Annotated in this window: 24 protein-coding genes; 16 read left to right on the forward strand and 8 right to left on the reverse strand. The window is 69.3% G+C overall.

Annotated features, from left to right (window positions below):
• The first annotated feature begins 76 nt into the window (after positions 1-76).
• From AC1DCT_RS13380 to AC1DCT_RS13430, 11 genes are all read left to right on the forward strand, one after another.
• The gene (locus AC1DCT_RS13380) at positions 77-1,726 is read left to right on the forward strand and encodes a circularly permuted type 2 ATP-grasp protein (protein WP_477429764.1); all 1,650 of its coding nucleotides are present in this window, start codon (positions 77-79) and stop codon (positions 1,724-1,726) included.
• Positions 1,720-2,649, forward strand: a complete 930-nt coding sequence (locus AC1DCT_RS13385; RefSeq protein ID WP_477429766.1) for an alpha-E domain-containing protein — start codon at positions 1,720-1,722, stop codon at positions 2,647-2,649. The genes AC1DCT_RS13380 and AC1DCT_RS13385 overlap by 7 nt, the downstream gene beginning before the upstream one ends.
• Complete coding sequence (locus AC1DCT_RS13390; RefSeq protein WP_477429768.1) at positions 2,646-3,491, forward strand: transglutaminase family protein; 846 nt, start codon at positions 2,646-2,648, stop codon at positions 3,489-3,491. Before AC1DCT_RS13385 ends, AC1DCT_RS13390 begins: the two co-directional genes overlap by 4 nt.
• Before the next feature lie 170 nt (positions 3,492-3,661).
• Positions 3,662-3,928, forward strand: a complete 267-nt coding sequence (locus tag AC1DCT_RS13395) for a cupin domain-containing protein (RefSeq protein WP_441975484.1) — start codon at positions 3,662-3,664, stop codon at positions 3,926-3,928.
• A 57-nt stretch (positions 3,929-3,985) separates the two neighbouring features.
• Complete coding sequence (locus AC1DCT_RS13400) at positions 3,986-4,438, forward strand: hypothetical protein (protein WP_441975485.1); 453 nt, start codon at positions 3,986-3,988, stop codon at positions 4,436-4,438.
• Between the two features lie 218 nt (positions 4,439-4,656).
• Positions 4,657-5,916: an ABC transporter substrate-binding protein gene (locus tag AC1DCT_RS13405; protein WP_477429770.1), complete on the forward strand. Its 1,260-nt coding sequence runs from the start codon at positions 4,657-4,659 to the stop codon at positions 5,914-5,916.
• Between the two features lie 51 nt (positions 5,917-5,967).
• Entirely contained in the window at positions 5,968-6,915 is a 948-nt protein-coding gene (locus tag AC1DCT_RS13410; protein WP_441975487.1) for a carbohydrate ABC transporter permease, read from the forward strand.
• Positions 6,915-7,811: a carbohydrate ABC transporter permease gene (locus AC1DCT_RS13415; protein WP_477429772.1), complete on the forward strand. Its 897-nt coding sequence runs from the start codon at positions 6,915-6,917 to the stop codon at positions 7,809-7,811. The genes AC1DCT_RS13410 and AC1DCT_RS13415 overlap by 1 nt, the downstream gene beginning before the upstream one ends.
• A complete protein-coding gene (locus AC1DCT_RS13420; RefSeq protein ID WP_477429774.1) occupies positions 7,808-9,073 on the forward strand; it encodes a family 1 glycosylhydrolase in 1,266 nt (421 codons plus the stop codon). Before AC1DCT_RS13415 ends, AC1DCT_RS13420 begins: the two co-directional genes overlap by 4 nt.
• Before the next feature lie 29 nt (positions 9,074-9,102).
• Positions 9,103-10,614 (forward strand): arabinosylfuranosidase ArfA, encoded by a 1,512-nt coding sequence (gene arfA / locus AC1DCT_RS13425; RefSeq protein WP_441975490.1) that lies wholly within the window; start codon positions 9,103-9,105, stop codon positions 10,612-10,614.
• Positions 10,615-10,683: 69 nt separating this feature from the next.
• Positions 10,684-12,786, forward strand: a complete 2,103-nt coding sequence (locus tag AC1DCT_RS13430) for an RICIN domain-containing protein (protein WP_477429776.1) — start codon at positions 10,684-10,686, stop codon at positions 12,784-12,786.
• A 97-nt stretch (positions 12,787-12,883) separates the two neighbouring features.
• Here AC1DCT_RS13430 and AC1DCT_RS13435 read toward each other — a convergent pair whose 3' ends face one another.
• Positions 12,884-13,891 (reverse strand): LacI family DNA-binding transcriptional regulator, encoded by a 1,008-nt coding sequence (locus AC1DCT_RS13435; protein WP_477429778.1) that lies wholly within the window; start codon positions 13,889-13,891, stop codon positions 12,884-12,886.
• Between the two features lie 216 nt (positions 13,892-14,107).
• Between AC1DCT_RS13435 and AC1DCT_RS13440 the strand changes: the two genes are divergently transcribed.
• Together AC1DCT_RS13440 and AC1DCT_RS13445 are read left to right on the forward strand one after the other, a co-directional pair.
• Complete coding sequence (locus tag AC1DCT_RS13440) at positions 14,108-14,932, forward strand: sugar phosphate isomerase/epimerase family protein (RefSeq protein WP_441975493.1); 825 nt, start codon at positions 14,108-14,110, stop codon at positions 14,930-14,932.
• A complete protein-coding gene (locus tag AC1DCT_RS13445; protein WP_477429780.1) occupies positions 14,929-16,053 on the forward strand; it encodes a Gfo/Idh/MocA family protein in 1,125 nt (374 codons plus the stop codon). The genes AC1DCT_RS13440 and AC1DCT_RS13445 overlap by 4 nt, the downstream gene beginning before the upstream one ends.
• A 119-nt stretch (positions 16,054-16,172) precedes the next feature.
• On the opposite strand, the gene AC1DCT_RS13450 is transcribed toward AC1DCT_RS13445, so the two are convergent.
• Positions 16,173-16,787 (reverse strand): TetR/AcrR family transcriptional regulator, encoded by a 615-nt coding sequence (locus AC1DCT_RS13450; RefSeq protein ID WP_441975495.1) that lies wholly within the window; start codon positions 16,785-16,787, stop codon positions 16,173-16,175.
• Between the two features lie 146 nt (positions 16,788-16,933).
• Here AC1DCT_RS13450 and AC1DCT_RS13455 point away from each other — a divergent pair, with 146 nt between their 5' ends.
• From AC1DCT_RS13455 to AC1DCT_RS13465, 3 genes are all read left to right on the forward strand, one after another.
• Positions 16,934-17,143: a DUF1653 domain-containing protein gene (locus AC1DCT_RS13455; protein WP_440735029.1), complete on the forward strand. Its 210-nt coding sequence runs from the start codon at positions 16,934-16,936 to the stop codon at positions 17,141-17,143.
• A 49-nt stretch (positions 17,144-17,192) separates the two neighbouring features.
• Entirely contained in the window at positions 17,193-18,302 is a 1,110-nt protein-coding gene (locus AC1DCT_RS13460) for an FUSC family protein (RefSeq protein ID WP_477429782.1), read from the forward strand.
• A 113-nt stretch (positions 18,303-18,415) separates the two neighbouring features.
• Positions 18,416-19,222 (forward strand): isocitrate lyase/PEP mutase family protein, encoded by an 807-nt coding sequence (locus AC1DCT_RS13465; protein ID WP_477429784.1) that lies wholly within the window; start codon positions 18,416-18,418, stop codon positions 19,220-19,222.
• A 64-nt stretch (positions 19,223-19,286) separates the two neighbouring features.
• Here the strand turns inward: AC1DCT_RS13465 and AC1DCT_RS13470 are convergent, their stop codons facing one another.
• From AC1DCT_RS13470 to AC1DCT_RS13495, 6 genes are all read right to left on the reverse strand, one after another.
• Complete coding sequence (locus AC1DCT_RS13470; protein WP_440735032.1) at positions 19,287-20,255, reverse strand: aldo/keto reductase; 969 nt, start codon at positions 20,253-20,255, stop codon at positions 19,287-19,289.
• Complete coding sequence (locus tag AC1DCT_RS13475; protein WP_440735033.1) at positions 20,252-20,632, reverse strand: MerR family transcriptional regulator; 381 nt, start codon at positions 20,630-20,632, stop codon at positions 20,252-20,254. The genes AC1DCT_RS13470 and AC1DCT_RS13475 overlap by 4 nt, the downstream gene beginning before the upstream one ends.
• 51 nt (positions 20,633-20,683) lie before the next feature.
• Positions 20,684-21,079, reverse strand: coding sequence for a VOC family protein (locus tag AC1DCT_RS13480; protein WP_440735034.1), 396 nt, complete (start codon positions 21,077-21,079; stop codon positions 20,684-20,686).
• 76 nt (positions 21,080-21,155) lie between these two features.
• A complete protein-coding gene (locus AC1DCT_RS13485; protein WP_477429786.1) occupies positions 21,156-21,872 on the reverse strand; it encodes a DUF624 domain-containing protein in 717 nt (238 codons plus the stop codon).
• A complete protein-coding gene (locus AC1DCT_RS13490) occupies positions 21,869-22,777 on the reverse strand; it encodes a carbohydrate ABC transporter permease (protein WP_477429788.1) in 909 nt (302 codons plus the stop codon). Before AC1DCT_RS13490 ends, AC1DCT_RS13485 begins: the two co-directional genes overlap by 4 nt.
• A complete protein-coding gene (locus AC1DCT_RS13495) occupies positions 22,777-23,703 on the reverse strand; it encodes a carbohydrate ABC transporter permease (protein ID WP_441975501.1) in 927 nt (308 codons plus the stop codon). Before AC1DCT_RS13495 ends, AC1DCT_RS13490 begins: the two co-directional genes overlap by 1 nt.
• Positions 23,704-23,779: the final 76 nt, after the last annotated feature.

The raw sequence follows: 23,779 nt of genomic DNA on the forward strand, positions 1-23,779 counted from the left end.
GGAGCGCGCTCGCCATGTTGCATCGCGGACTTCCGCCGGAAATCCCCGCGAAATGCGCGGGTGGAAAGGTCCAGTCATGGAAACGTCCTTCGCCGGCTACTGGAGTCGACAGATCGCGGGATCCCGATCCGGTTCGCCCTGGGATGAGATGTTCGACGCGCACGATGCGGGCGCGGAACTCGCCGCCAGGGATCCGTACCGATCCATCCACCGTGCCCTCAGCGACATGTCGGCGGACGATCTCCAAGGACGGGTCGAGGCGCTCGCCGGGGCGTATCTGTCACAGGGTGTGACCTTCGACTTCGCCGGCGAGGAGCGTCCGTTCCCGCTCGACGTCGTCCCCCGGGTGATCGCGTCCGACGAGTGGCGCGAGGTCGACCTCGGCGTCGCGCAGCGGGTGCGGGCGCTGGAGGCGTTTCTCGCAGACGTGTACGGCGCACGCCGGTGCGTCACGGACGGCGTGGTGCCGGCTCCGCTGATCGCCTCCTCGAGCCACTTCCACCGGCAGGCGGCGGGGATCGTGGCCGCGAACGGAGTGCGGATCCAGGTCGCCGGGATCGACGTCATCCGGGACGAGTCGGGTGGGTGGCGCGTGCTGGAGGACAACGTCCGGGTGCCGAGCGGGGTGAGCTACGTGCTCGCCAACCGGCGGGCGCTGGCGCAGATGGTGCCGGAGATGTTCGCGGACATGCGCGTGCTGCCCGTGGTCGACTATCCGAACCGCCTGCTCGGCGCCCTGCGCGCGGCGGCTCCGTCGGCCGCCGACGATCCGACGGTCGTGGTGCTCACACCTGGCGTGTTCAACTCGGCGTACTACGAGCACACGCTGCTGGCGCGGCTGATGGGCGTCGAGCTGGTGGAGGGCCGCGATCTGTTCTGCTCCGGCGGGCGGGTCTGGATGCACACCACCACCGGCCCGCGCCGGGTGGACGTGATCTACCGCCGTGTGGATGACGAGTACCTGGATCCGCAGCAGTTCCGCCCCGACTCGATGCTGGGGGCGGCCGGGATCCTGAACGCGGCCCGGCTCGGCAACGTCACGATCGCGAACGCGGTGGGCAACGGCGTCGCCGACGACAAGCTCGTCTACACCTACGTGCCCGACCTGATCCGCTATTACCTCTCCGAGGAGCCGATCCTGGCGAACGTCGACACCTGGCGGCTGGAGGATCCTGGCGCCCTCGAAGAGGTGCTCGACCGGCTGGACGAACTGGTCGTGAAGCCGGTCGACGGGTCCGGGGGCAAGGGTCTGATCATGGGTCCCGCCGCGTCGCGTGCCGAGCTCGATGCGGCGCGGAAGACGCTCGCCGCCGATCCGCGAGGGTGGATCGCGCAACCGGTCGTGCAGCTGTCCACGATCCCCACGCTCGTGGACGACGGCTTCCGACCCCGGCACTCCGATCTCCGACCGTTCGCGGTCAACGACGGTGAGGACATCTGGGTGCTGCCGGGCGGCCTCACCCGCGTGGCGCTCCCGGAGGGGCAGCTCGTCGTGAACTCGAGCCAGGGCGGCGGCTCGAAGGACACCTGGGTGCTGGAGGATCCGGCGATGCCGCGGGCGTCGGCGACGATCCGCGCCGCCAGGGTCGCCGCGCCGACCGCTGCCGGGCTCTCCGGGGCAGCGGTCCTGCCGCTGCCGGTGCCGCCGCTGGATGATCCGCAGCAGCAGCAGCAGCAGCAGCAGCAACAACAACAGCAACAGCGGCAGGAGGAGGCATCATGCTGAGCCGGATCGCCGAGGCGCTGTTCTGGATCGGGCGATATGTCGAACGCGCTAACGGCACCGCGCGCATCCTCGACGTGCACCTGCAGCTGCTGCTCGAGGATCCGTGGGCCGACGAGGAGTCGGTGTGCCGCACCGTGCTGTCCGTCATGGGCATGCCGGATGCGGCCGGGGGCAACCCGCGTCGCGGTGACGCGCTCCGCGCGCTCGCGACGGATCGGACCAGGGCCATCTCCGTCGCGCATTCGCTGTCCTCCGCCCGTGAGAAAGCCCGCCGCGCCCGCGAGGTGATCTCCCAGGACCTCTGGGAGGTGTTGAACACGACCAACGCCCGCCTGCCGCTGCGCGTCGACTTCGAGCGGTCCCACTCCTTCTTCCAATGGGTGCGCGAGCGCGCGGCGCTGACCTATGGCGTCGCCGAGACGTCGATGAGCCGTGATGAGGCCTGGTACTTCTTCGTGCTCGGGCGTGCGCTGGAGGCCGCCGACATGACCGCGCGGCTGCTGGTCTCCGCCGCGCGCACCGACGGCGGGGGTGCGATCAACTGGATGACGCTGCTGCGCAGCTGCGATGCGTACGACGCCCATCTACGGGTGCATCGGTCCATGCCGACCGCGACCTCGGCGACGGAGTTCCTCCTGGTCGACCGGCATTTCCCGCGATCGGTGCTGTCGAGCGTGATCCGCGCCGAGGAGAGCCTGCAGCGCATCGGACAGAGTTCGCCGCTGCTGCCACCCGACGCCGTGGGACGGGCGATCGGACGACTCCGATCGGATCTGGAGTACCGTCCCGTGGCGGATCTCGTGCTCGTGCTGGAGAGCAGCATGCATCACGTGCAGGAGAGCGTCTCCACGATCAGCAACGCCGTGCAGGACCAGTACTTCCCATCGATCGCCGCACCCGTCTGGACCGAGGAGACGCTATGACCAGGCTCAGGATCGTGCACCGCACCGGCTTCCAGTACGCCTCGCCCGCGACAGCCTCGTACAACGAGGCCCGCATGCTGCCGCGCACGCAGGATCGTCAGCTCGTGCTGCAGGCCCGCGTCGAGACTCAACCGGCGACGCATCCGAACACCTACAACGACCATTGGGGAACTCCGGTGACGGCCTTCGAGGTGCTCACTCCGCACGAAGAGCTCTCCGTCGTGGCGACGAGCATCGTCGAGACGCGGACGGTTCCTGCCCGGGGCCGGGAGATCGGCTGGGCGCAGATCGCGCACGCCGCGGCGACGTCGCTCGACGTCGCGGAGATGCTGATCCAGACGCACGCCACCGATCCGGACGAGCAGATGCGCGAAATCGCGGCCGAGACCGGGGCCTCGCACGACGGCATCGATGACGCGGCGACGGCCATCTGCCGGATCGTCGGCGAGGCGATGACCTACCGCCGCGGGGTGACGGGCGTGAACTCGACGGCCCGCGACGCATGGCCCGCGCGCGCAGGGGTCTGCCAGGACATCGCTCATGTGACGCTCGGGATGCTCCGCGCCGCAGGCATTCCGTCCCGGTACGTTTCGGGCTATCTGCATCCGGACGCGGATCCGAAGGTGGGGGAGACCGTCGTGGGCGAGTCGCACGCCTGGGTGGAGTGGTTCTCGGGCCGGTGGTGCGGGTACGACCCCACCAACCTCGTCGAGATCGGCCCGTCGCATGTGTTCGTGGGTGTCGGCCGCGACTATTCCGACATCGCGCCTCTTCGCGGGGTCTACGCCGGATCCGGCGCGTCGGAGCTGTTCGTCTCGGTCGACATCACACGGCTGGAGTGACGCGGCCGCCGTGACCTGACGGATCCCGCCCCGGGCGAAGCCCTCGCGTTCGCGCGCCGCGGCGAGGATCCTCTTGCGGGCGGCGAACCATCCGACGATGAGCGCTCTCTACGATCGGCGAGCATTGGCAGCCGGATCGACTCGCGAGCATCAACGACTACGACCTCAAGGTGGTCAAGCTGCAGGGCGAGTTCGTCTGGCACACGCACCCCGAGACCGATGAGCTCTTCATGGTGGTGAGTGGACAGCTCACGATCCAGCTCCGAGATCGGGATGTCGTGTTGAACCCGAACGACCTCTTCGTCGTGCCGCGGGGCGTCGAACACTGCCCGAAGGCAGAGGGAGAAGTCCAGGCGATCCTGTTCGAGCCCCAGGGGACGCTCAACACCGGGGACGCGGGTGGAGATCGGACGGCGGAACTGTGCGAGCTCAGTTAGCAGCGGGCGTCGCCGCGCGTTGGTACTGTCAGCCGACAGCACTCCAGAGGGGGAGCCATGACGCGCGATGAACGGGACGAGGCGACCGGGATCCAGACTTGGTCGCTGCCGGTCGTGTGGGTGGGGTTCCAACTGCTCATCATGTCGATCCTCGTCGTCGCGGGCGTGTTCATCCTGGTACGGACAGCGACCGGTCACGCCGGGCCGCCGTTGTGGTTCCTCGCGCTCTGGTTCGGTGCCCTCGGATGGAACATCTACTGGTGGCTGTTCCGAACTGCGTATCGAGTCGAGCTCGTCGGTGAGACGCTGCGGTGGAAAGCACCGTTCGCCAGCGGTGCGTTGCCTGTGAGCGCGATCACCGGTGCGGGCAGGTTCCTGGGCACTCCCGCCACCTGCGTCCTTCGAGCATCGGGTCATCGGTCATTGGTCCTCTTCACGCAGCTCCGCACGTTCGATCCGATGTTCACCGCGCTGAACCGGCTCAACCCGGCCGTGCCTTCCCGCCGGTAGCCACTGGCGCCGTTATCGCTTAGGCATCACGCCGCTCAGCTGTGCCGGAACGTCGCGAAGGAGGGCCGCAGCGCCGCGGGTGATCCCGTCGTGTCGAAGTCGTGACAAGCAGGCGTTGACGTACCAGATCCGCGTGTCTAAACTCGGGTTTACAACGTTGAAGTACAACGTTGTAAACCCGACCGATCAGAGGCGATCGGAATCACGAGAGGCATTCAATGAAGAAACTGCTTGCGGCCGCCGTGGTCGCCGCCGGCGTCACCGCAGCGTTGACCGGGTGCTCCGGATCAACCGGATCCGCTTCCTCGGCACCCGTGACGCTCACCTTCTGGCACGGCTACACCGAGGCCGACGGCAAGGTGCTCGACCAGATCGTCCAGGACTTCAACAAGTCCCAGAAGGGCATCACGATCAAGACCGAGACCAAGACCTGGGCCGTCATCGGCGACACCCTGCTGCCCGCGCTGTCCGCCAAGACCGGGCCGGACATCGTCGCTCTGCCCGCGGAGAACCTTCCGGTCTACGCCGGCAAGGGAGCATTCGCCAAGCTCGACGACTTCTATGCGAGCGACGCCGTGACAAGTGCCTCGCTCAACAAGAGCGCGGTCGAGATGGAGAAGGTCGACGGCTCGTACTACGGAATCCCCACCGGCTTCGTGCCGCTCTCGGTCATCTACAACAAGGCCCTCTTCGACAAGGCCGGCATCACGTCCTTCCCGAAGTCGTGGGACGAATGGGTCGCCGACGCCAAGAAGCTCACGGTCGACGCCGACGGTGACGGCACGCCAGAGCAGTACGGCCTCGCGCTGCCCGATCACGCCACCGTCGGAAACGGCGTGTGGCCCACCCTGTTCTACGGCAACGGCGGCGGGATCGTGGACAACGGGAAGTCCGTGCTCGACTCGAGCGCGAACGCCGAAACACTCTCCTACTGGGCAACCGCGGTGAAGGACGGCAAGATCTCTCCGACCGGTCTCGACGGCGTCGCCGCCGACAAGCTGTTCTCGTCCGGCAAGGCGGCCATGGAGGTCGGAGGTCCGTGGATGGCTTCCGTGGCCACGGAGAACAAGATCGACTACGGCATCGCCGGCGTCCCCGCCGGCCCGAAGGCCGATGCCGTGTCGGCGATCGGCATCTCCGCCGCCGTGACGGCGCAGGCGGATCCCGCCAAGAAGGCGGCAGCCGAGAAGTTCTTCGCCTACTTCTTCACGAAAGACGTGGCGACGAAGTGGTCGCTGGGATCCGGCTGGCCGCCGCTGCGCTCCGACATCCCGTCTTCGGCCGTCTCGTCGAACCCGGTGGTCGCGTCCCTCACCGAGCTCGCCGGTACGGCCCGCCCGCTCCTGCCCGGCGTCGCCGACAGCACCGACGTGCTCGCCGCGGTCGACGAAGCCACGCAGAAGTCTCTGACCGGCGGCGATCCCTCGGCCCTCCTCAAGTCTGCCTCTGCGCAGGTTGCTCAGACGCTCGGCAAATGACCCACTCCGGACGGCCGCCCGCAGGCGGCCGTCCGGCCCACGAAAGCGATCATGACCTCTCCCACCCGCCCCGTCGTGCGCAGACGCGCCTACCGTCCGCCGGCTCCTCTCGGCGGCCGCCCCCGGACTGCGCGGCGCAGCCCGATCGCACTCCTCTTCCTGCTCCCCGCCCTCGTCGTCCTCATCGCCTTCGTCGGGTGGCCGATGCTGTCCGCTCTCCGCCTGTCGTTCACGAACGCGAGCGGCTTCGGAGTCGAGGAGTGGGTCGGCCTCGAGAACTATGTGCGCGTCTTCACGGATCCGCGCATCCTGTCGTCGCTGGGCAATACGGCCTTCTACACCGTGCTGTTCACTCCGACGGCGCTGGTCGCCGCGCTTCTGCTGGCCTTGCTCCTCGGCAACAGGGGGCTCATCGGCCGGGGCTTCTTCCGCACTGCCTTCTTCCTCCCGTTCATCGTCTCCCTCGCCGTCGCGGCGTTCGCATGGACCTACCTGCTGGATCCGCAGGTCGGTCTCCTCAACCATTGGTTGCGTTCGATCGGCGTCCAGCTCGGCAATGTCCTTCAGGATCCGACCCTCGCGATGCCGGCCGTCGTGCTCGTCGCGATCTGGAAGAGCTTCGGCTTCTACATGGTCATCTTCATCGCCGGCCTGCAGGAGATCCCCGAATCGCTGTACGAGGCCGCCAAGATCGACGGCGCGGGCGCCTGGCGGCGATTCACCAACGTGACCCTCCCGCAACTCAGCAACACCCTGGCGTTCGTCGTGACGTTCGCCATGATCGCCGCTCTTCAGGCCTTCGACCAGATCTACGTGATGACCGGGGGAGGCCCCTACCGCTCGACGCAGACGGTCGTGATGGAGATCTATCAGGAGGGCTTCAAGAAGCTCGACCTCGGTGGCGCGACCGCGTTGTCGTACGTCCTCCTCGCAGCAACCCTGATCCTCAGCCTGGTGCAGTTCCGCTTCTTCGGGCGCCGAGAGAAGGACAACCTCTGATGACCGCGCACACCGCATCCGCCACCCGCCTCGCCACCGTGTCCGGATCTCAGGCACGTGCTCCCCGCCGCCGCCTCGGCCGCATCGTTGAGCGCTGGTTGCTGTTCCTGGCTGTGCTGGTGCTGGCTGCTCTCGTGCTGCTGCCGGTGCTGGTCATCGTCTTCACGGCCTTCAAACCCGCCGCGGAGATCAACGCCTACCCGCCGACGCTGCTGCCGGGCGCCTGGACGCTCGACAACTTCACCCGCATCTTCCACGATCTGCCCTTCGGGCGCCTGTTCCTGAACAGCCTGCTGTTCGCAGGCGGGGTGACCGTGTTCGCCCTCGTCTTCGACTCGCTCGCCGCCTATGCGCTGGCGCGTCTCGACTTCCGCGGCAACAGGGTGCTGCTGGTCGTGATCGTCGCGAGCCTGATGATCCCGTTCCAGGCGACGCTCATCCCGGTCTACCAGCTGGTCGCTCAGCTGGGCTGGGTGAACACGTTCGCCGGACTCATCATCCCCCGCGCCGCCGACGCGTTCGGGATCTTCTTCCTCCGCCAGTTCTTCATCTCCCTGCCCCGCGACCTCGACAACGCGGCCCGCATCGACGGCGCAGGGGAGTTCCGGATCTTCCGCAGCATCGTGCTACCCAACGCGGTGCCGGCGATGCTCACCCTGGCGATCTTCACCTTCGTGAACAACTGGAACGACCTGCTCTGGCCGCTCGTGTTCACGACTTCGCCGGAGATGGGGACGATCACCTCGGGCCTCACCCTCCTGACCGGTCCGAGCGGGATCATCCCCTACGGCACCATGATGGCCGGCGCGCTCATCGCGGTGCTCCCGCTGGCCGTGATGTTCCTCATCATGCAGAGGCGCTTCATCGAGAGCGTCGCGACGACAGGACTCAAATGACGACGACGCAACCGCGCCGCTGGTTCCAGGACGGGCGCCTCCATCTCGGCCTCGGCATCGAGGACACCTTCGTACCGCAGAGCCGTCCCGGCGAGCGCGCGATCGACGAATACGAGCTCACCGAGCACTACGAGCGCTTCGCGGAGGACTTCGCGCTCGCCGCCGGAGTCGGAGCCTCGGTGCTGCGCTGGGGCGTCCCCTGGTATCGCGTCGCGCCCGCCGAAGGCGAGTGGGACTGGGCCTGGACGGATCGCGCGATCGAGGCGCTGCTCGCCCAAGGGCTGCGACCCATCGTGGATCTGCTGCACTACGGCACGCCGCTCTGGCTCGAGGACCAGTTCGCGAACCCGGCGTATCCGCGCCACGTCGAGGAGTACGCGCGCCGGTTCGCGGAGCGCTACGGCGACCGAGTGTTCGACTACACGCCGGTGAACGAGCCGGTGATCCACGCGCTGTTCTGCGGCGAGTACGGGTACTGGCCGCCCTACCTGGAGGGCGCCGAGGGCTTCGCCCGGATCGCCGCGAACCTCGCGCGCGGCTTCGTGCGCAGCCAGCGTGCGATCGCCGAGGTCGTCGGGGAGCGTGCCGTGTTCGTGCACGTGGACGCCGCCGTGAGCTTCGTCGGCGACGATGACGCCCCCGAGCACCGTGCGGAGGCCGAGCGCCTGCGTCACCAGGTGCACCTTGTGGAGGATCTGGTGACGGGCCGCGTCGATGCCGACCATCCGCTGCGCGACCGGCTGGCCTCGGCCGTCACGGATGAGGAGCTGGAGTGGTTCCGCGCCCACGCAGTGCGGCCCGACGTCATGGGCGTCAACTACTACCCGCGCCACTCGACCGAGCTGTTCGAGGCGGGGGTGCACCACGGCGGCGGTTTCGCCGATCCTCGACCCAGCATCGACCGCGGCATCGCCGGGCTCCGGGAAGCGCTCGAGTCCTTCGCTCGCCGATACGGGGCGCCCGTCATGGTCACCGAGACCTGCGTGACCGGATCCGTCGAGGAGCGCGTCGCGTGGCTCGAGGACTCGCTCGGCCTCGTCGCCCGCATGCGGGCGGAGGGCGCCGACGTCGTCGGCTACGTCTGGTGGCCGCTCTTCGACATGTACGAGTGGACCTGGCGCCACACCGATGCGCCCCGTGCCGACCACCTGCTGACCATGGGGCTGCACGACCTCGTCGAGTCGCCCGCAGGGCTCCTGCGAGCGGCCAATCCCGTCGCGGACCGATTCCGACGCTTCGCCGCCGACGCGGCTTCGCTCTGACCCCTCTCACCCTTCTCACGGAAGCACGCATGAACAAGGCAAGCCTCTCCCTCCGTCCCTCCGCCGTGATCGGCGCCGTTGCTCCCCGCCTCTACGGTTCCTTCCTGGAGCATCTCGGCCGCGCCGTGTACGACGGCATCTACGAGCCCGGGCACCCGAGCGCAGATGCCGACGGATTCCGCACGGATGTGATCGAGCTGGTGAAGGAGCTCGGCGTCTCCGCCATCCGCTACCCGGGCGGCAACTTCGTCTCGGGCTTCAAATGGGAGGACTCGGTCGGTCCGCGCGCGGAGCGCCCGCGCCGCCTCGACCTCGCCTGGCACTCCACTGAGACGAACGAGATCGGCCTGCACGAGTTCCAGAGCTGGCTCGACAAGGTCGGCAGCGAGCTGATGCTCGCGGTCAACCTGGGCACCCGCGGCACCGCCGAAGCCCTCGAGCTCCTCGAGTACGCGAACCACCGCAGCGGAACCGCCCTGGCCGAGCAGCGCATCGCCAACGGACGCACCCAGCCGTTCGACGTGCGCATGTGGTGCCTCGGCAACGAGATGGACGGCCCCTGGCAGGTCGGCCACAGCACGGCGGAGGCCTACGGGACGCTCGCGGCCAAGACCGCCCAGGCCATGAAGATGGTGGATCCGGATCTCGAGCTGGTGGTGTGCGGATCGTCCAGTTCGTCGATGCCCACGTTCGGCGAGTGGGAGAGGGTCACGCTCACCCACGCCTACGACGACGTGGACTACATCTCCTGCCATGCCTACTACGAGAACACCGGCGACCTCGGCAGCTTCCTCGCCTCGGGCGTCGACATGGACCATTTCATCCGCAGCGTCGTCGCCACCGCGGACCACGTGAAGGCCGTCAAGGGCAGCGACAAGAGCATCGACATCTCGTTCGACGAGTGGAACATCTGGTACAACACCCGGTTCGAGCAGGTCGACCGGATCGCGGGCGTCGACAACTGGCCGATCGCGCCGCGGTTGCTCGAGGACGTGTACACGGTCTCGGACGCCGTCGTCTTCGGCAGCCTCCTCATCACCCTGCTCAAGCACGCCGACCGGGTCACGAGCGCCTCGCTCGCCCAGCTGGTGAACGTGATCGCGCCGATCATGACCGAGCCCGGGGGCCCGGCCTGGCGGCAGACGACGTTCTTCCCCTTCGCGGCCACCTCCGCGCACGGTCGCGGCGTCGCCCTCGACGTCGACGTCACGAGCGGCACGTACACGACGGAGAGGTTCGGCGAGGTCGCGCTCGTCGACGCTGTCGCCACGCACGACGCGGAAGCGGGCCGGTTCGCCGTCTACGCCGTGAACCGCGCCATGGATGCGCCCACCGAGCTCGCGATCGACCTCTCGGAGCTCGGCGACGCGTCCGCGCTCGAAGTGACCGCCCGGGTGCTCGCCGATGCCGACCTCGACGCGGCGAACACGCTCGACGACCCCGATCGCGTCGCCCTGACCGCGTTGCCGTTCACCCGGGACGGCTCGATCCTGCGCCTCGCGCTTCCGGCCGTGTCCTGGGCCGAGGTTCTGATCGGCTGAGCCCGCACGGCGAGTCATCGTCGTGCCCGCCCGCGCCCGCGGCCGGGTCAGCTGGAGAGAGGAAAGAGCATGAGCATCTCCCCCCTCGGGGACAGGTCCCGCGCACGTCGGGCACGCATCGTGATGATCGCGGCGGCCGCCGCCCTCATCGCCGGAGCGCTCGCCGCCGCACCCGCACAGGCGGTGACGACGGGGAACGGGTCTCTCGTGTACTCGCCGGCCGCGGGAACCTCCTTCAATCCGGAAGGAGGCCGCGCGGCCGGCACCACCTACGCGAAGAACATCGTGCTGAAGAACAGCGGAACGGCGAACGGCACCCAGATCGTGACGTTCGACCAGCTGGTGCTGGTCGGAGGTAGGCAGGTCTATCCGATCTACCGCAGCACCGATGACGGCGCCACCTGGACGCACGTGACGGACGTCGTGCCCAGCGCCACGTTCCCCACCCTGACGAGGACCGCGCAGCCGTTCCTCTACGAGGTGCCGCAGGCGACCGGATCGCTCGCCGCGGGCACGTTGCTGCTCGCGGGCATGGTCATGCCGGAGGACCGGTCGAGCAGTCGCCTCGTGGTGTACAAAAGCGCCGATCACGGGCTGTCCTGGTCGTACCTGAGCACGATCGACACGGGCGGCCCCGCCGTCTACGACCCTTCGCCCTCGTCCACGACCAGCACGGTGTGGGAGCCGTCGCTCATCGTCGACGGGCAGGGCGGTCTCGCCGCCTACTTCTCGGACGAGCGGCAGAAGTCCAGCGGCGTGCTGCAGGCGGTCTCGTACCGGCGCTCGACCGACGGCGGCCAGACCTGGGGATCCCTCGTCAACGTCTCGGCGCCGACCAACCAGTCGGATCGTCCCGGCATGATCACCGTCACCAAGCTGCCGGACGGCCGATACCTCGCCACCTATGAGGTCGTGAATCGCCCTTCGCAGACGAAGAACACCGCACCCGTGTATTTCAAGACCTCGCCGGACGGGCTCAACTGGGCTCCGACGTCGAGCATCGGCACGGCGATCGCGCTCGCGAACGGCCGGGGGATCGGATCCTCGCCCTACGTCAAGTGGGTGCCCGCGGGAGGCCCGAAGGGCATGGTCGTCGTGGCGTCGAAGTGGTCGCTCGATGCGACGGGCACCATCGACGGCGGGCAGAACTTCTACGTCAACTACAACCTGGGCGAGGGGCCCTGGGAGCGGCTGCCGATGGCGGTCACCTACGACGGACCCGATGCCGAGGGCGGCACGTTCAGCGGATTCGCGCAGAGCATCGACTCCTCGGTCGACGGGCGCACGCTCTACCAGGCGACGAACGTCGAGAACCCGGCGACCACGTACAACGACATCCGGGTGGGATCCATCCCGCTCGACGCCCAGCAGTACGAGGCGGAGAAGGCCGCGCGCACCTCGGACACGTCGCTCGTGACCGACCCCGACGCCTCGAACGGCGGCAAGGTCGGCAACATCAACAACGCCACCAGCACGGTGACCTTCACGGTGCACGTGCCGACCGCGGGCTCGTACGTCATGAACGTGCGCTACGACAACGGCACCGGCGCGGCATCGACGCACGGCGTGCGTGTGAACGGCGGTTCGTCGACGGCGCTGAACTACCCGGCGACCGTCAACTGGGGTCGGTACGGATGGGCGCAGATGCCGGTCACGCTGAACGCCGGCGCCAACACCATCGCGTTCGCCAAGGGCACCTCGTACGCCGAGCTCGATGCGATCCAGCTCGCGCAGGCCGGCGGACTGGACCCCCAGTTCCGGATCGCGAGCCGCACCAGCGGCAAGTACCTCGAGATCGCCAGTGCGCTGACGACCGACGGGGCAGGGGCGGGGCAGTGGGGCGACACCGGCAACGCCACGCAGGTCTGGAACGTGCGCACGGTGCCCAACGGGCTCCAGCTCCTCAACGCCAACAGCGGCAAGCTGCTCGAGATCCCCGGCGCGCAGACAGCCGACGGCGTGCGCGCCGCCCAATGGGGTCCGACCGGGAACGCCACCCAGGTCTGGGCGCCGAGCACGTCGGGCGGCTACTGGACCCTGACCAACGCCAATTCGGGGAAGCCGCTGGAGATCGCAGGTGGATCGACGGCGGACGGAGCATACGCGCAGCAGCGGACCGCGGACGGATCGGCGCAGCAGCAGTGGCGCCTGCTCCGCGAGGGCATCCAGTAGCGCGCGGGCGTGAGGAGGGCGGCGCGTTCGCCATTGCCCTCCTCACGTCGCGGTCGATCCTGCACCGCTGCGGACGAAGCGCCCGCGCGGTGCGCGATCAGGCCGGGGCGGACTCCCGCTCACGGATCCTGAAGTCGGCCAGCAGAAGCCGCGGCGCCTGATCCAACTCGCCCGAGATGCGCTCGAGCAGGGCGTCCACCGCCGTCTTCGCGATCCATTCGCGACCGGGATCGACCGTGGTCAGCGACGGGATCGAGTACTCCGCCTCGTCCAGGTCGTCGAAGCCGATCACGGCGACGTCGTCCGGCACGCGCCGGCCGGCCTCCTGGAGCACGCGCATGGCGCCGAGCGCGAGCGTGTCGTTGAGCCCGAACACGGCGTCGAACGCCACGCCGCGCGCGAGCACGTCGCGCATCGTGAGTGCGCCGTTGGCGCGGTGCCAGAACGTCGTGTACCCGATCAGATCCTCGTCGAACCCGATCCCCGCCTCCTCCAGCGCCTCGCGATAGCCCTGGAGGCGGAGTGCGGCGGATCCGACGACCTCGCCCTCGTGCGCGCCGACCACCGCGATGCGGCGCCGACCGGACGCGAGCAGATACGCCGTCGCCGCCCGTGCGGCCTCCACATTGCGCATCGTCACGTGGTCGGTGGGCCCGTCGAAGATGCGCTCGCCGAGCAGCACCATCGGGTAGGGGACCTGGAGGGCGGCTGCGTCCTCCTGGCCGAGGCCCAGGGGACTGAAAATGAGCCCGTCGGTCAGCTTCAGGCGGGGGCTGCGCAGCAATTCGCGCTCGCGGGCCGGATCCGCCCCGGTCTGCTCCACCAGCACCGAGACCCCCGAGGCCTCCGCGGCGGCGATCACGGAGGCTGCCAGCTCTGCGAAGTAGGCCAGGCCCAGGTCGGGCAGAGCGAGCGCGATCGCACCGGTGCGTCCCGATCGGAGGTTGCGCGCCGTGAGGTTCGGGGTGTAGCCCAGCTCGGCGATCGCGTCCTCGACCCGCTGCTTCGTGGCGGGGCGGATGTGCGGGTAGTCGTTGATGACGTTCGACACCGTCTTGATGGAGACGCCGGCGATCCGCGCCACGTCGTGCAGCGTCACCGCCATGTGCACCCCCCTGTCCCGAGCCACTCTACAACGTTGCAGAGGGTCGGGCCCCCGTCATGCATGCCGCGGAAGCCCTGTCGACCACGGTATCGCGGGCGAAGCGGGATTCGACGTGGCGAACTCCGGCGAATTCCTATTACCTCCACTTGGAGGTTTCTGCTACGCTGACCGGACGGGCCGCGTGCGCCCGTCCCCTCTCAGAGAAGGAAGGTCGACGTGGCCCTGCCGGAAACCTCGGTTCAGCTGTACACACTCGCGGGGGAGTTCTCCGCCGACATGTCGGGCTCGCTCGACAAGCTCGCCGCCATCGGACTGCGCAACGTGGAGGCGTTCGACTTCGTGCGCCGCCCGGACGAGATCCGCGCCGCGCTCGATGCCTCGGGCCTCGCCTCGCCCACCGGGCACGCGCCGCTGCTCTCCGACGAACTGTGGACTCCGGACGGATCCATCCCCACGCCGGCCCCCGAAGTCGTCTTCGAGGCTGCCGCGAAGCTCGGCATGACCACCGTCATCGACCCGTTCGTGGCCCCTGAGCGCTGGTTCACGCTGGACGGGGTCACCGAGATCGCCGACCGGCTCAACGCCCTCGCCGACACCGCGGCGGGCTTCGGGCTCGCCGTCGGCTATCACAACCACGCACAGGAGTTCGTGGCCGACTTCGACGGTCAGAGCGCTTACGAGCGTTTCGTGGCGCTCACCGACGCGCGAGTCGCGCTCGAGCTCGACCTGTACTGGGCGCTCGTCGGCGGGCAGGACGTCCCCGCCCTCGTCTCCCGCCTGGGCGACCGCCTCGTCGCGGTGCACGTCAAGGACGGCATCGCTCCCGAGAGCAACCCGTTCGCCCCGGGCGCCGGCGAGTTCGGCTCGGACAGCCTCGACCAGCGCCACGCGGGCAGTGGCGATGTGCCGCTCGCCGACGCCCTGCGTGCGGCGTCGGCGGTGCAGTACGCCATCATCGAGTACGACAACGCGCCCGGCGACGTCTTCGCGGACATCGCCGCCAGCTACGCCTTCCTCACCGAGGGCGGATTCGCCCGATGAGCGCGGTCGGGATCGGCGTCATCGGCGGCGGCGTCATCAGCGACACCTACCTGCAGAACCTCGCACGGTTCCCCGACACCGAGGTGCTCATCGTCGGGGATCTGCTGCTCGACCGCGCCCAGGCGCAGGCCGAGAAGTACGGTGTCGCGGCCTTCGGATCCGCCGAGGACGTCCTCGCGCACCCCGGGGTGGACCTCGTGATCAACCTCACCATCCCCGCCGTGCACGTGGAGGTCTCGCGGGCCGCGATCGCCGCGGGCAAGCACGTGTGGACGGAGAAGCCGCTCGGACTCGACCGCGAGGGCGCTGCGGAGCTGCTGCGCGAGGCCGCGGCCGCGGGGCTGCGCGTCGGCTCCGCTCCCGACACCCTGCTCGGTCCCGGCTTCCAGGCCGCGCGCCGGGCGATCGAGAGCGGCGTGATCGGGCGCCCGCTGTTCGCGCAGACCGCATTCCAGACGCAGGGGCCGGACCTCTGGCACCCCAGCCCCGCATTCCTCTTCGCCGAGGGCGCCGGCCCGCTGCTGGACATGGGGCCGTACTACTTCTCGGCCCTCGTGAGCCTGCTCGGCCCGGTCGCGAGCGTCGCGGCGGTCGGCAGCAAGGCGCGTGAGGAGCGCGAGATCCGCACGGGCCCGAACGCCGGAGCCCTGTTCCCGGTCGAGGTGCCCTCGACGATCCAGATCGTCACGGCCTTCGAGCAGGGCGCCCAGGCGCAGAGTCTGCTGAGCTTCGACTCCGCGCTGGAGCGCCACGGCATCGTCGAGATCCACGGCACCGAAGGCACGATCGTGATCCCGGATCCCAACATGTTCGCCGGGCGGATCGCCTACGTGAAGCCTCTCGGTGTGCTGCGCGACGGCATGTCGTTCGAGCAGGAGTGGGTCGAGATCACCCACGAGGACATCGAGATCGGCCGCGGGCTGGGCGCACTCGACATGGTGCGCGCGATCGCCGCGAACCGGCCGCACGTCGCCTCCGGCGAGCTCGGCTTCCACGTGCTGGACGTGCTGCTGTCCGCTCAGGAGTCGGCTCGCACCGGGCAGGCCATCGAGGTCCAGAGCACGGTGGCTCCTGTGCCGCTGCTGCCCGAGGGCTTCGACCCCTTCGTCGCCACGCTCTGAACCGCGCGCGGTGATGACCAGGGGAGGAACGTTTCCCTCCCCTGGTCAGGTTTCCCTTCGCGTGTTCGCGCGTTTGCGGGGAGGGAAACGTGGTGCGGGGAGGGAAACAGGATCCCGGCTCAGTCGGTGCTGTCGTCGCGGGAGAGCAGCCGGTCCAGCATCTCGAGGGCGGCCTCATGGTCGACGGTGTCATCGAGCAGCCACTGCGTCTGCAGGCCGTCGGAGGCTGCGATGACGAGGGCGGCGACGAGATCCGGGTCGAGGTCGGCGCGCACCTCACCCGAGGCCTGCAACTGCCGCACCTGTGCGGCCATCCCGGTGCGGATGCGGCTGAAGCGCTGCGTGATGAACTCCTGCGCGGCGGCGTGCGAATCCTCGAGCGCCGTCGACACCAGCGTCGAATACAGCTGGACGAGACCGGGGATGCGGCGGTTGCGCTCCGCGGCGGTGCGCATCGACAGCGCGGGGCGGACGTCCGCGGGAACCGGATGGGCGGTGTCGGTCGCGCTCTCGGACGCGCGGTAGACCTCGACCAGCAGCTCCTCGAGGGATCCGAAGTAGTGCGTCAGCGCCGCATGGGTGACGCCGACCTCCTGCGCGATCGCGCGCAGGCTCGTCTTCTGCGATCCGCGGCGTGCGAACACCTCGATGGCCTTGTCGAGGATCTCCTGCCGCCGGGCGATGCCCTTGCGATAGCGGCCGGTGCTGCGGGGCGCTGCGGAGGAATCGGCCATCACTCGATGATAGCGAGGCGGCCTGTCGGCGTCGGCGGAGATGCCGCGGGCATGGGAGGCTCTTCGATCGAGGAGTCGACGGACGTCGGCACCAGGATCGCGTCGCCGCGCGGACGGCGGACGGACCACGGGAGAGGATGCAGGGCATGGCGGTCGAACCAGGGATCTACCAGCACTTCAAGGGCGCCCGCTACGAGGTGATCGCGGTGGGCCGGCACAGTGAGACCGAGGAGCAGCTGGTCTTCTACCGCAAGCTCTACGACGACTACAGCCACTGGGCGCGCCCGCTCGCCATGTTCGAGGAGCGCGTCGAGCGCGACGGATACAGCGGCCCGAGGTTCACGCGCGTCGCCTGAGCGAGGCGCGTAGTCTGGCTTCCGGCCGTGTGCGGGAGGAGGTGGGCGGATGACCGGATCCGATCCGCGTTCTCCTGATCCGTCGTCCTCGCGCCCGCCGACCGCCCTGATCCGGGTGTGGGCGCGAAGCCATTTCACGCTCGCGCCGGCTCCGAGCCCTCGATGGCCGGTCGCCCTGCAGGCGGCACTGTCGATGTTCCTGCCCGTGGCCCTGTTCACGCTGCTGGGGCAGCCGGCCGTCGGGGTGATGGCGGCGAGCGGCGCCTTCACGGCGATCTACCTGGTCGGCGCCGCCCCGCTCGTGCGTCTTCGTCTGCTGCCCGTCGTGGGCGTCGCGATCCTCCTGTGCGCGGCGATCGGCGCAGTGCTCGCCCCGTACCCCGCGGCCGCCGCGATCGGCCTGGTCGTGGTCTCGCTCGCCACCGCCGCGTTGCACTACGGCTTCCGGCTGGGTCCGCCCGGACCGGTGTTCTTCGTGCTGGTCTACGGGCTCGCCACGCACGTCACCGGGATCTCCGGCGGCCGGCGGATCGTGGATCCGTTGCTCTTCCTCGGCGCGCTCGCCGTGGGCGCCCTCACCGCCTACGTGATCGCCGTGGCGGCCTTCCTGATCGCGCGCGCCCGGGGCGTCGTCGCCCCGCCGCCGCGGACGCAGATCGCCCGTCGTCCGCGGCTGGACCGCGACGCCCGGGCGCTGCTGCTGCGGGTGGCGGTCGTCGCGATCGCCGGAACGCTGCTCAGCGTGCTGCTCGTCGACCCCCAGCGCGCGTACTGGACGGTGTGCGCCGGAATCGCCGTGATCGGCGTCAACGTCGGCCGGCGGGTCGCCTTCATCCGGGGCAGCCAGCGCTTCCTCGGCACCGTCGTCGGGGCGGGGCTCTTCGCGCTGCTGGGATCTCTTCCGATCCCGGTGATCGTGCTGCCGTTCCTGCTGGCGGGCCTCCAGTTCACCGTCGAGATCTTCGTGGTGCGCAACTATGCGCTCGCGCTCGTCTTCATCACGCCGCTCGTGCTGTTCATCATCACCTCCACGGCGGGCGCCGGCGGCGGGATCCCCTGGGATCTGATCCTGGAGCGCATCGTCGACACCCTGATCGGCGCCGTGCTGGGTGCCGCCACGGGGATCTTCCATCCCCGCGCGGCCCTGCGCCGCTCGTGACGTTCGCGGCCGGGCGGGGCCTCCACCGTGCTCCGAACCTCCTGCGGCCTCGCTCGACGCACCCCGGACGCGGCAGAGTAGAGCCAGAGCACGATCCCGACCTGGAGGTCACCATGACCGACGACCGCGCGTCAGCTTTCCTCGCCCTGCACCACGGCGGCGGCTTCGTGCTGCCGAACGCGTGGGATCCGGGATCCGCGCGAATGCTCGCGCAGCTCGGCTTCCCCGCGATCGCGACGACGAGCGCCGGCATCGCGTGGTCGCTCGGCGTGCCGGACGGTGGCGCGCTGGACCTCGACACCATGCTCGAGAAGGTCGCGGCGATCGTCGCCGCCGTCGACGTGCCGGTGACCGCCGACCTCGAGGCGGGATACGGCGATGATCCGCAGGACGTCGCGCGCACGGTCCTGCGTGCGATCGAGATCGGAGCGGTCGGCGGCAACCTCGAGGACACCGCCGACGGCCTGCTGTTCGACGCAGACGAGGCGGCTGAGCGGATCGCGGCCGCGCGTGCGGTGGCGCCGCGCGGCGCGTTCGTGCTGAACGCGCGCACCGACGCCTACTTCTTCCCCGGCGCGGCCGATCCCTTCGCCGAGACGGTGGCGCGGGCGCAGCGCTATGTCGAGGCGGGGGCGGACTGCGTCTTCGTCCCGGGCGTGAACGACGAGGAGACGATCCGGCGCCTGGCCGCGGAGATCCCGGTCCCGCTCAACATCGTGGCCGGCCTCGCCGCGCACGTCATCCCCGCGCCGCAGCTCTTCGCGCTCGGTGTGAAGCGGGTGAGCCTCGGCGGCAGCCTCGCCCGCGTCGCGCTCACCGCGCTCGAACGCGCCGGCCGCGAACTGCTCGACACGGGCACGCTCGGCTTCCTCGACGGCGCGCTGCCGTACGCGGAAGTGCAGCGCCGGTTCGCCGGCTGAGGGCGAACCGGCGCGGCGACCGACGCGGGCGGCCCGATTCGAGACCGACCCGCGCCGGGCCCGATCAGCGTCCGACGCTCGACATGTCGGCGTAGCGGTCGCCGGCGGCGGACGGGAGCGCCTCGAGCGCGGCGAGCTGCTCCGCCGTCAGCACGAGCGCGTCTGCCGCGACGTTCTCCTCGAGACGCGAGACCCGCTTCGTGCCGGGGATCGGCGCGATGTCATCGCCCTGCGCGAGCACCCACGCCAGGGCGACCTGGGCGGGTGTCGCATCGAGCTCAATGGCGACTTGTTCGACGGCATCGACGATGCGCAGGTTCGCGTCGAGGTTCTCTCCGACGAAGCGCGGGTTGCTCCGGCGGAAGTCGCCGGCGTCCAGAGAATCGGCGGAGCGGATCGCGCCGGTGAGGAAGCCGCGGCCCAGCGGCGAGTACGGCACGAGGCCGATGCCCAGCTCGCGCAGCACCGGCAGCAGCTGCTCGGCGGGCTCCCTGGTCCACAGCGAGTACTCGGTCTCCAGCGCGGTCACGGGATGCACCGCGTGAGCACGGCGCAGCGTCTCCTCGCCGGCTTCGGAGAGTCCGTAGTGCAGGATCTTCCCCTCCGCGACCAGCTCGGCGAGCGCCCCGACGGTCTCCTCGATCGGCGTCTCGGGATCCATCCGGTGCTGATAGTAGAGATCGATCCGGTCGGTGCCGAGGCGCTGCAGCGACCCCTCGACCGAGCGGCGCACGTTCTCCGGGGTGCCGTCCAGCCGGCGGCCGCCATCCGATCCCGCGAGGATGCCGAACTTCGTGGCGATCACGACGCCGTCGCGTCGCCCCGCCAGCGCCCGGCCGACCAGCTCCTCGTTCGTGTGCGGGCCGTACATCTCAGCGGTGTCGAGCATGGTGACGCCGAGATCGAGTGCACGGTGGATCGTGCGGATGGACTCGGCCTCGTCCGTGTTCGCACCGGAGTAGAAGGCCGACATGCCCATGCAGCCGAGTCCGAGCCGGCCGACGGAGAGGGTGCCGAGAGTCGCGTGCTTCATGAGGAGAGCCTTTCGGAGTAGAGAGCGATCTTGATGTCGATGGCGCCGAGGGCGTCGTCCAGCTCCGCCCGCCGGGTCAGCACGGTCTGGCGGTGCTCGCGGAGGAGGGCCAGCCGGTCCGCGCTGGTGCCGTCGCCGGCCCGCGCGAGCTCGACGTAGCGCCGGAGCGTCGCGATCGGCATGGCGGTGGAGCGGAGCTTGCGGAGGAAGCCGAGCCAGGCGATGTCGCCGTCGGTGTACCGGCGGCGGTCGGACGACTCCCGGTCGAGGGGCGTCAGCAGAAGCCCCTCCCGCTCGTAGTAGCGCAGGGTGTGCGCGGTCAGCCCGAGCTCGTGCGCCGCCTCGGAGATCGAGCGCGTCGTGGTGGTTTCCAGCATGCGCCCCACGCTACGACTTCGAGCGCACTCTAAGTCAAGGCGAGAAGGAGATCACACGGCGGCGAGCACGGACAGCACGTTGCCGGCCGGGTCGGTGAACCAGGCGATGTCCGGTCCGCGGCCCGGCCCGCCGTGCGCGATGCCCTTCTCGTCGGTGCCGAAGTCCGGATCCGTGTAGATCTTCGTCACGACGCCGCGGGCGTTGAGGTCGTCCACGGCCGCCTCGACGTCCTCGACGGGGAAGTTCAGGATCGTGAAGCTCGCAGGGGTGTGGTTCGGCTTCGCGTAGACGAGAACGGATCCGCCCTCAGGCAGCCGGATGTCGAGGAACCCCATCGGATTGGTCGAGACGTCCATGCCGAGGATCTCGCCGTAGAAGGTCCGGGCGGCATCGATGTCATCGACGCTGAACCCGCTGAACGCGTGCGTGGTCTGGAAGCCGGTCATGCCCTCAGCATGCGCTCCTCGGGCCGTCCCGTCCAGGGGCGCGGCGTGCCGTCCGCATCGTGGCCGGGCGTGATGGTCAGCCCGCAGCGGTGCGCTCCGCCTGCAGCGCGCGGAACGAGAAGTCGGCGTTCGCGAAGACGACGTACAGGAGCAGCCCCGGCACGAGAGCGCCGAGCACCGGCTGGACGATCACCGCGGCCGCAGAGAGCCCGAGCAGCACGAGCGCGAAGACGCTGAAGTACCAGCGCCGCACGGACAGGTAGACCGCGGCCTTCACGATGGCGCGCGCCGACGCCTGCGGAAACAGCACGAGCCCGGCGAGCGACGAGGTGCACGCGACGAGAGCCCAGGCGGCGACCACCGCGAGCGTCGGAGCGAGCAGGGGCGCCCAGACGGTGCCCGTGAGGACCGCGCCGTCGTAGAGCACGAACCCGACGACGAGTCCTGTGGCGAGGCCCATCAGCGCGGCCGCCGCACCGCGAGTGCGGTAGCCGTGCCAGAACGCCGCGAACGGACGCGGGGGCTCGTCACCGCGCATCCGGCGGAACACCTCGAACGCGCCGGCCAGCGACGGGGCGAGCGTGAGCGAGAGCAGCAGCACGGTCGGCCAGGCCTGCAGCGCATCGCGCGCGACGAACAGCAGCAGGGCCAGGGGCAGGTTCGCGAGCACGAGCAGCAGATCCGTCATCAGGATCGCGTACGCGTACGCGAACATCGACTCCATGGTCTCGTGCCGCAGGTGCAGGATCCGCCGCCGCGGCGGCACGGTGAGATCGTCGGTCACGGTGCTCACCCCTTCATCCCGCTCGTCGCGATGCCGCTGATGAAGTAGCGCTGCCCGGCGAGGAAGATGACCAGGATCGGGACGATCGAGATCACGGATCCGGTCATGATCAGCGCGTACTGCGCGGAGTACTGGCCGATGAACGACTTCAGCCCGATCTGCACCGTCCACAGCTCGTTGCTGGAGAGGTAGATGAACGGCCCCATGTAGTCGTTCCAGGTGTTCACGAACGTGAGCAGGGCGAGCGAGGCGAGCGCGGGCTTCGACAGCGGCAGGATGATCCGCGCCCAGATGCCGTAGTCGCTGAGGCCGTCGATCCGCGCGGCCTCGTTGAGCTCGTCGGGGATGGTCATGTAGTACTGCCGCATCAGGAACACCCCGAACGCGCCGAACGCCTGCAGCAGGATGAGCGCCGTGAACGTGTTCGTCAGGCCCGCCTTCTGCATCATCATGTACTGCGGGATCATGTACGCCTGCCACGGCACCGCGATCGTCGCGATGTAGGCGAGGAACAGGGCATCCCGCCCGGGGAAGCGCACCCTGGCGAAGCCGTAGGCGGCGAAGCTGCCGGTGAGCACTTGCAGGATCGTGATGACGATCGCGAGGAAGGCGGAGTTCGCGAGGTAGCCGGCCATCGGGATCTGGGTCCAGATCTGCGCGTAGTTGCTCCACACGAAGCTCGTCGGCAGCCACTGCACGGGCACCGTGAGCACTTCGTCGTCGTGCTTGAACGACGAGGACAGCATCCACAGGAACGGCAGCAGCACGACGGTCAGCAGCAGGACCAGCAGCACGTACATCGCGATGCGGCCGAGACGCGAGCGGATCCGCCGGCTGCCGCGTCGCGCCGGGACGGGCGGCAGTGCGCGCCCGCCGTCGAGCTCCTGGGCGAGGTCGGAGGTGAGGGTCGACATCAGCGCTCCCTTCTCTGCTGGATCCGGAACTGGAATACGGTCACGACCAGGACGATCAGGAACAGGACGAGCGAGATCGCCGAGGAGTATCCGAACTGGCCGTTCAGGATTCCGTCCTGATAGATGAGCTGCGAGAGCACGAGCGTCGCGCGCCCCGGCCCGCCGCCGGTCATCACGAAGATGAGATCGAAGACCTTGAAGCTCGACACGCTCAGCAGCACGAGCACGAGGAAGGTCGTGGGCCGCAGCGACGGCAGCGTGATGTTCCAGAAGGTGCGCCAGCGCCCGGCGCCGTCCATGGCCGCCGCCTCGTAGTACTCCTGCGGGATCGCCTGCAGGCCCGCGAGGAACAGCACCATGTAGTAGCCCATGTCGCGCCACACGCTGGTGATGATCACCGCGGGCAGCGCCCACCCGGTGCTCGAGGTCCATCCCGGAGGGTTCGCGATGCCGAGCAGATGCAGGAACTGGTTGATCGGCCCGTTCACCGGGTCGAAGAGCATGTTCCACACGATCGCGATGGCGACCAGCGAGGTGATGTACGGGAAGAAGATCGCCACGCGGAAGAACGCGATGCCACGCAGCTTCTGGTTGAGCAGGATCGCGAGACCGAGCGAGCACACCAGGGTGAGCGGCACATGGCCGATCGCGTAGATCAGGGTGTTGCCCAGCGCCACGTGGAAGTTCTGGTCGCCGAAGAGGCGGGTGAAGTTCTTGATCCCGGCGAACGTGGGCGGGTTGTACGCGTCCCAGTTCATGAACGCCAGCACGAACGCGGCGAGCACGGGCACCAGGGTGAACAGCGCGAACCCGAGGAAGTTCGGCAGGATGAAGCTCCAGCCGATGAGGATGCTGCGTCGGCGCATCCGGCGGCTCGCCACCGAGCGCGGCGGGGCCGCGGACGGCCGGTCGGTGAGGGTGGTCATGATCTTCCTTGATCCGGTGCGGGGAGGGATGCCTGGTGCGCCGGATCCGACCCCTTCGACGAGCTCAGGGGCCGGA

This window comes from Microbacterium sp. 10L49, assembly GCF_056395125.1.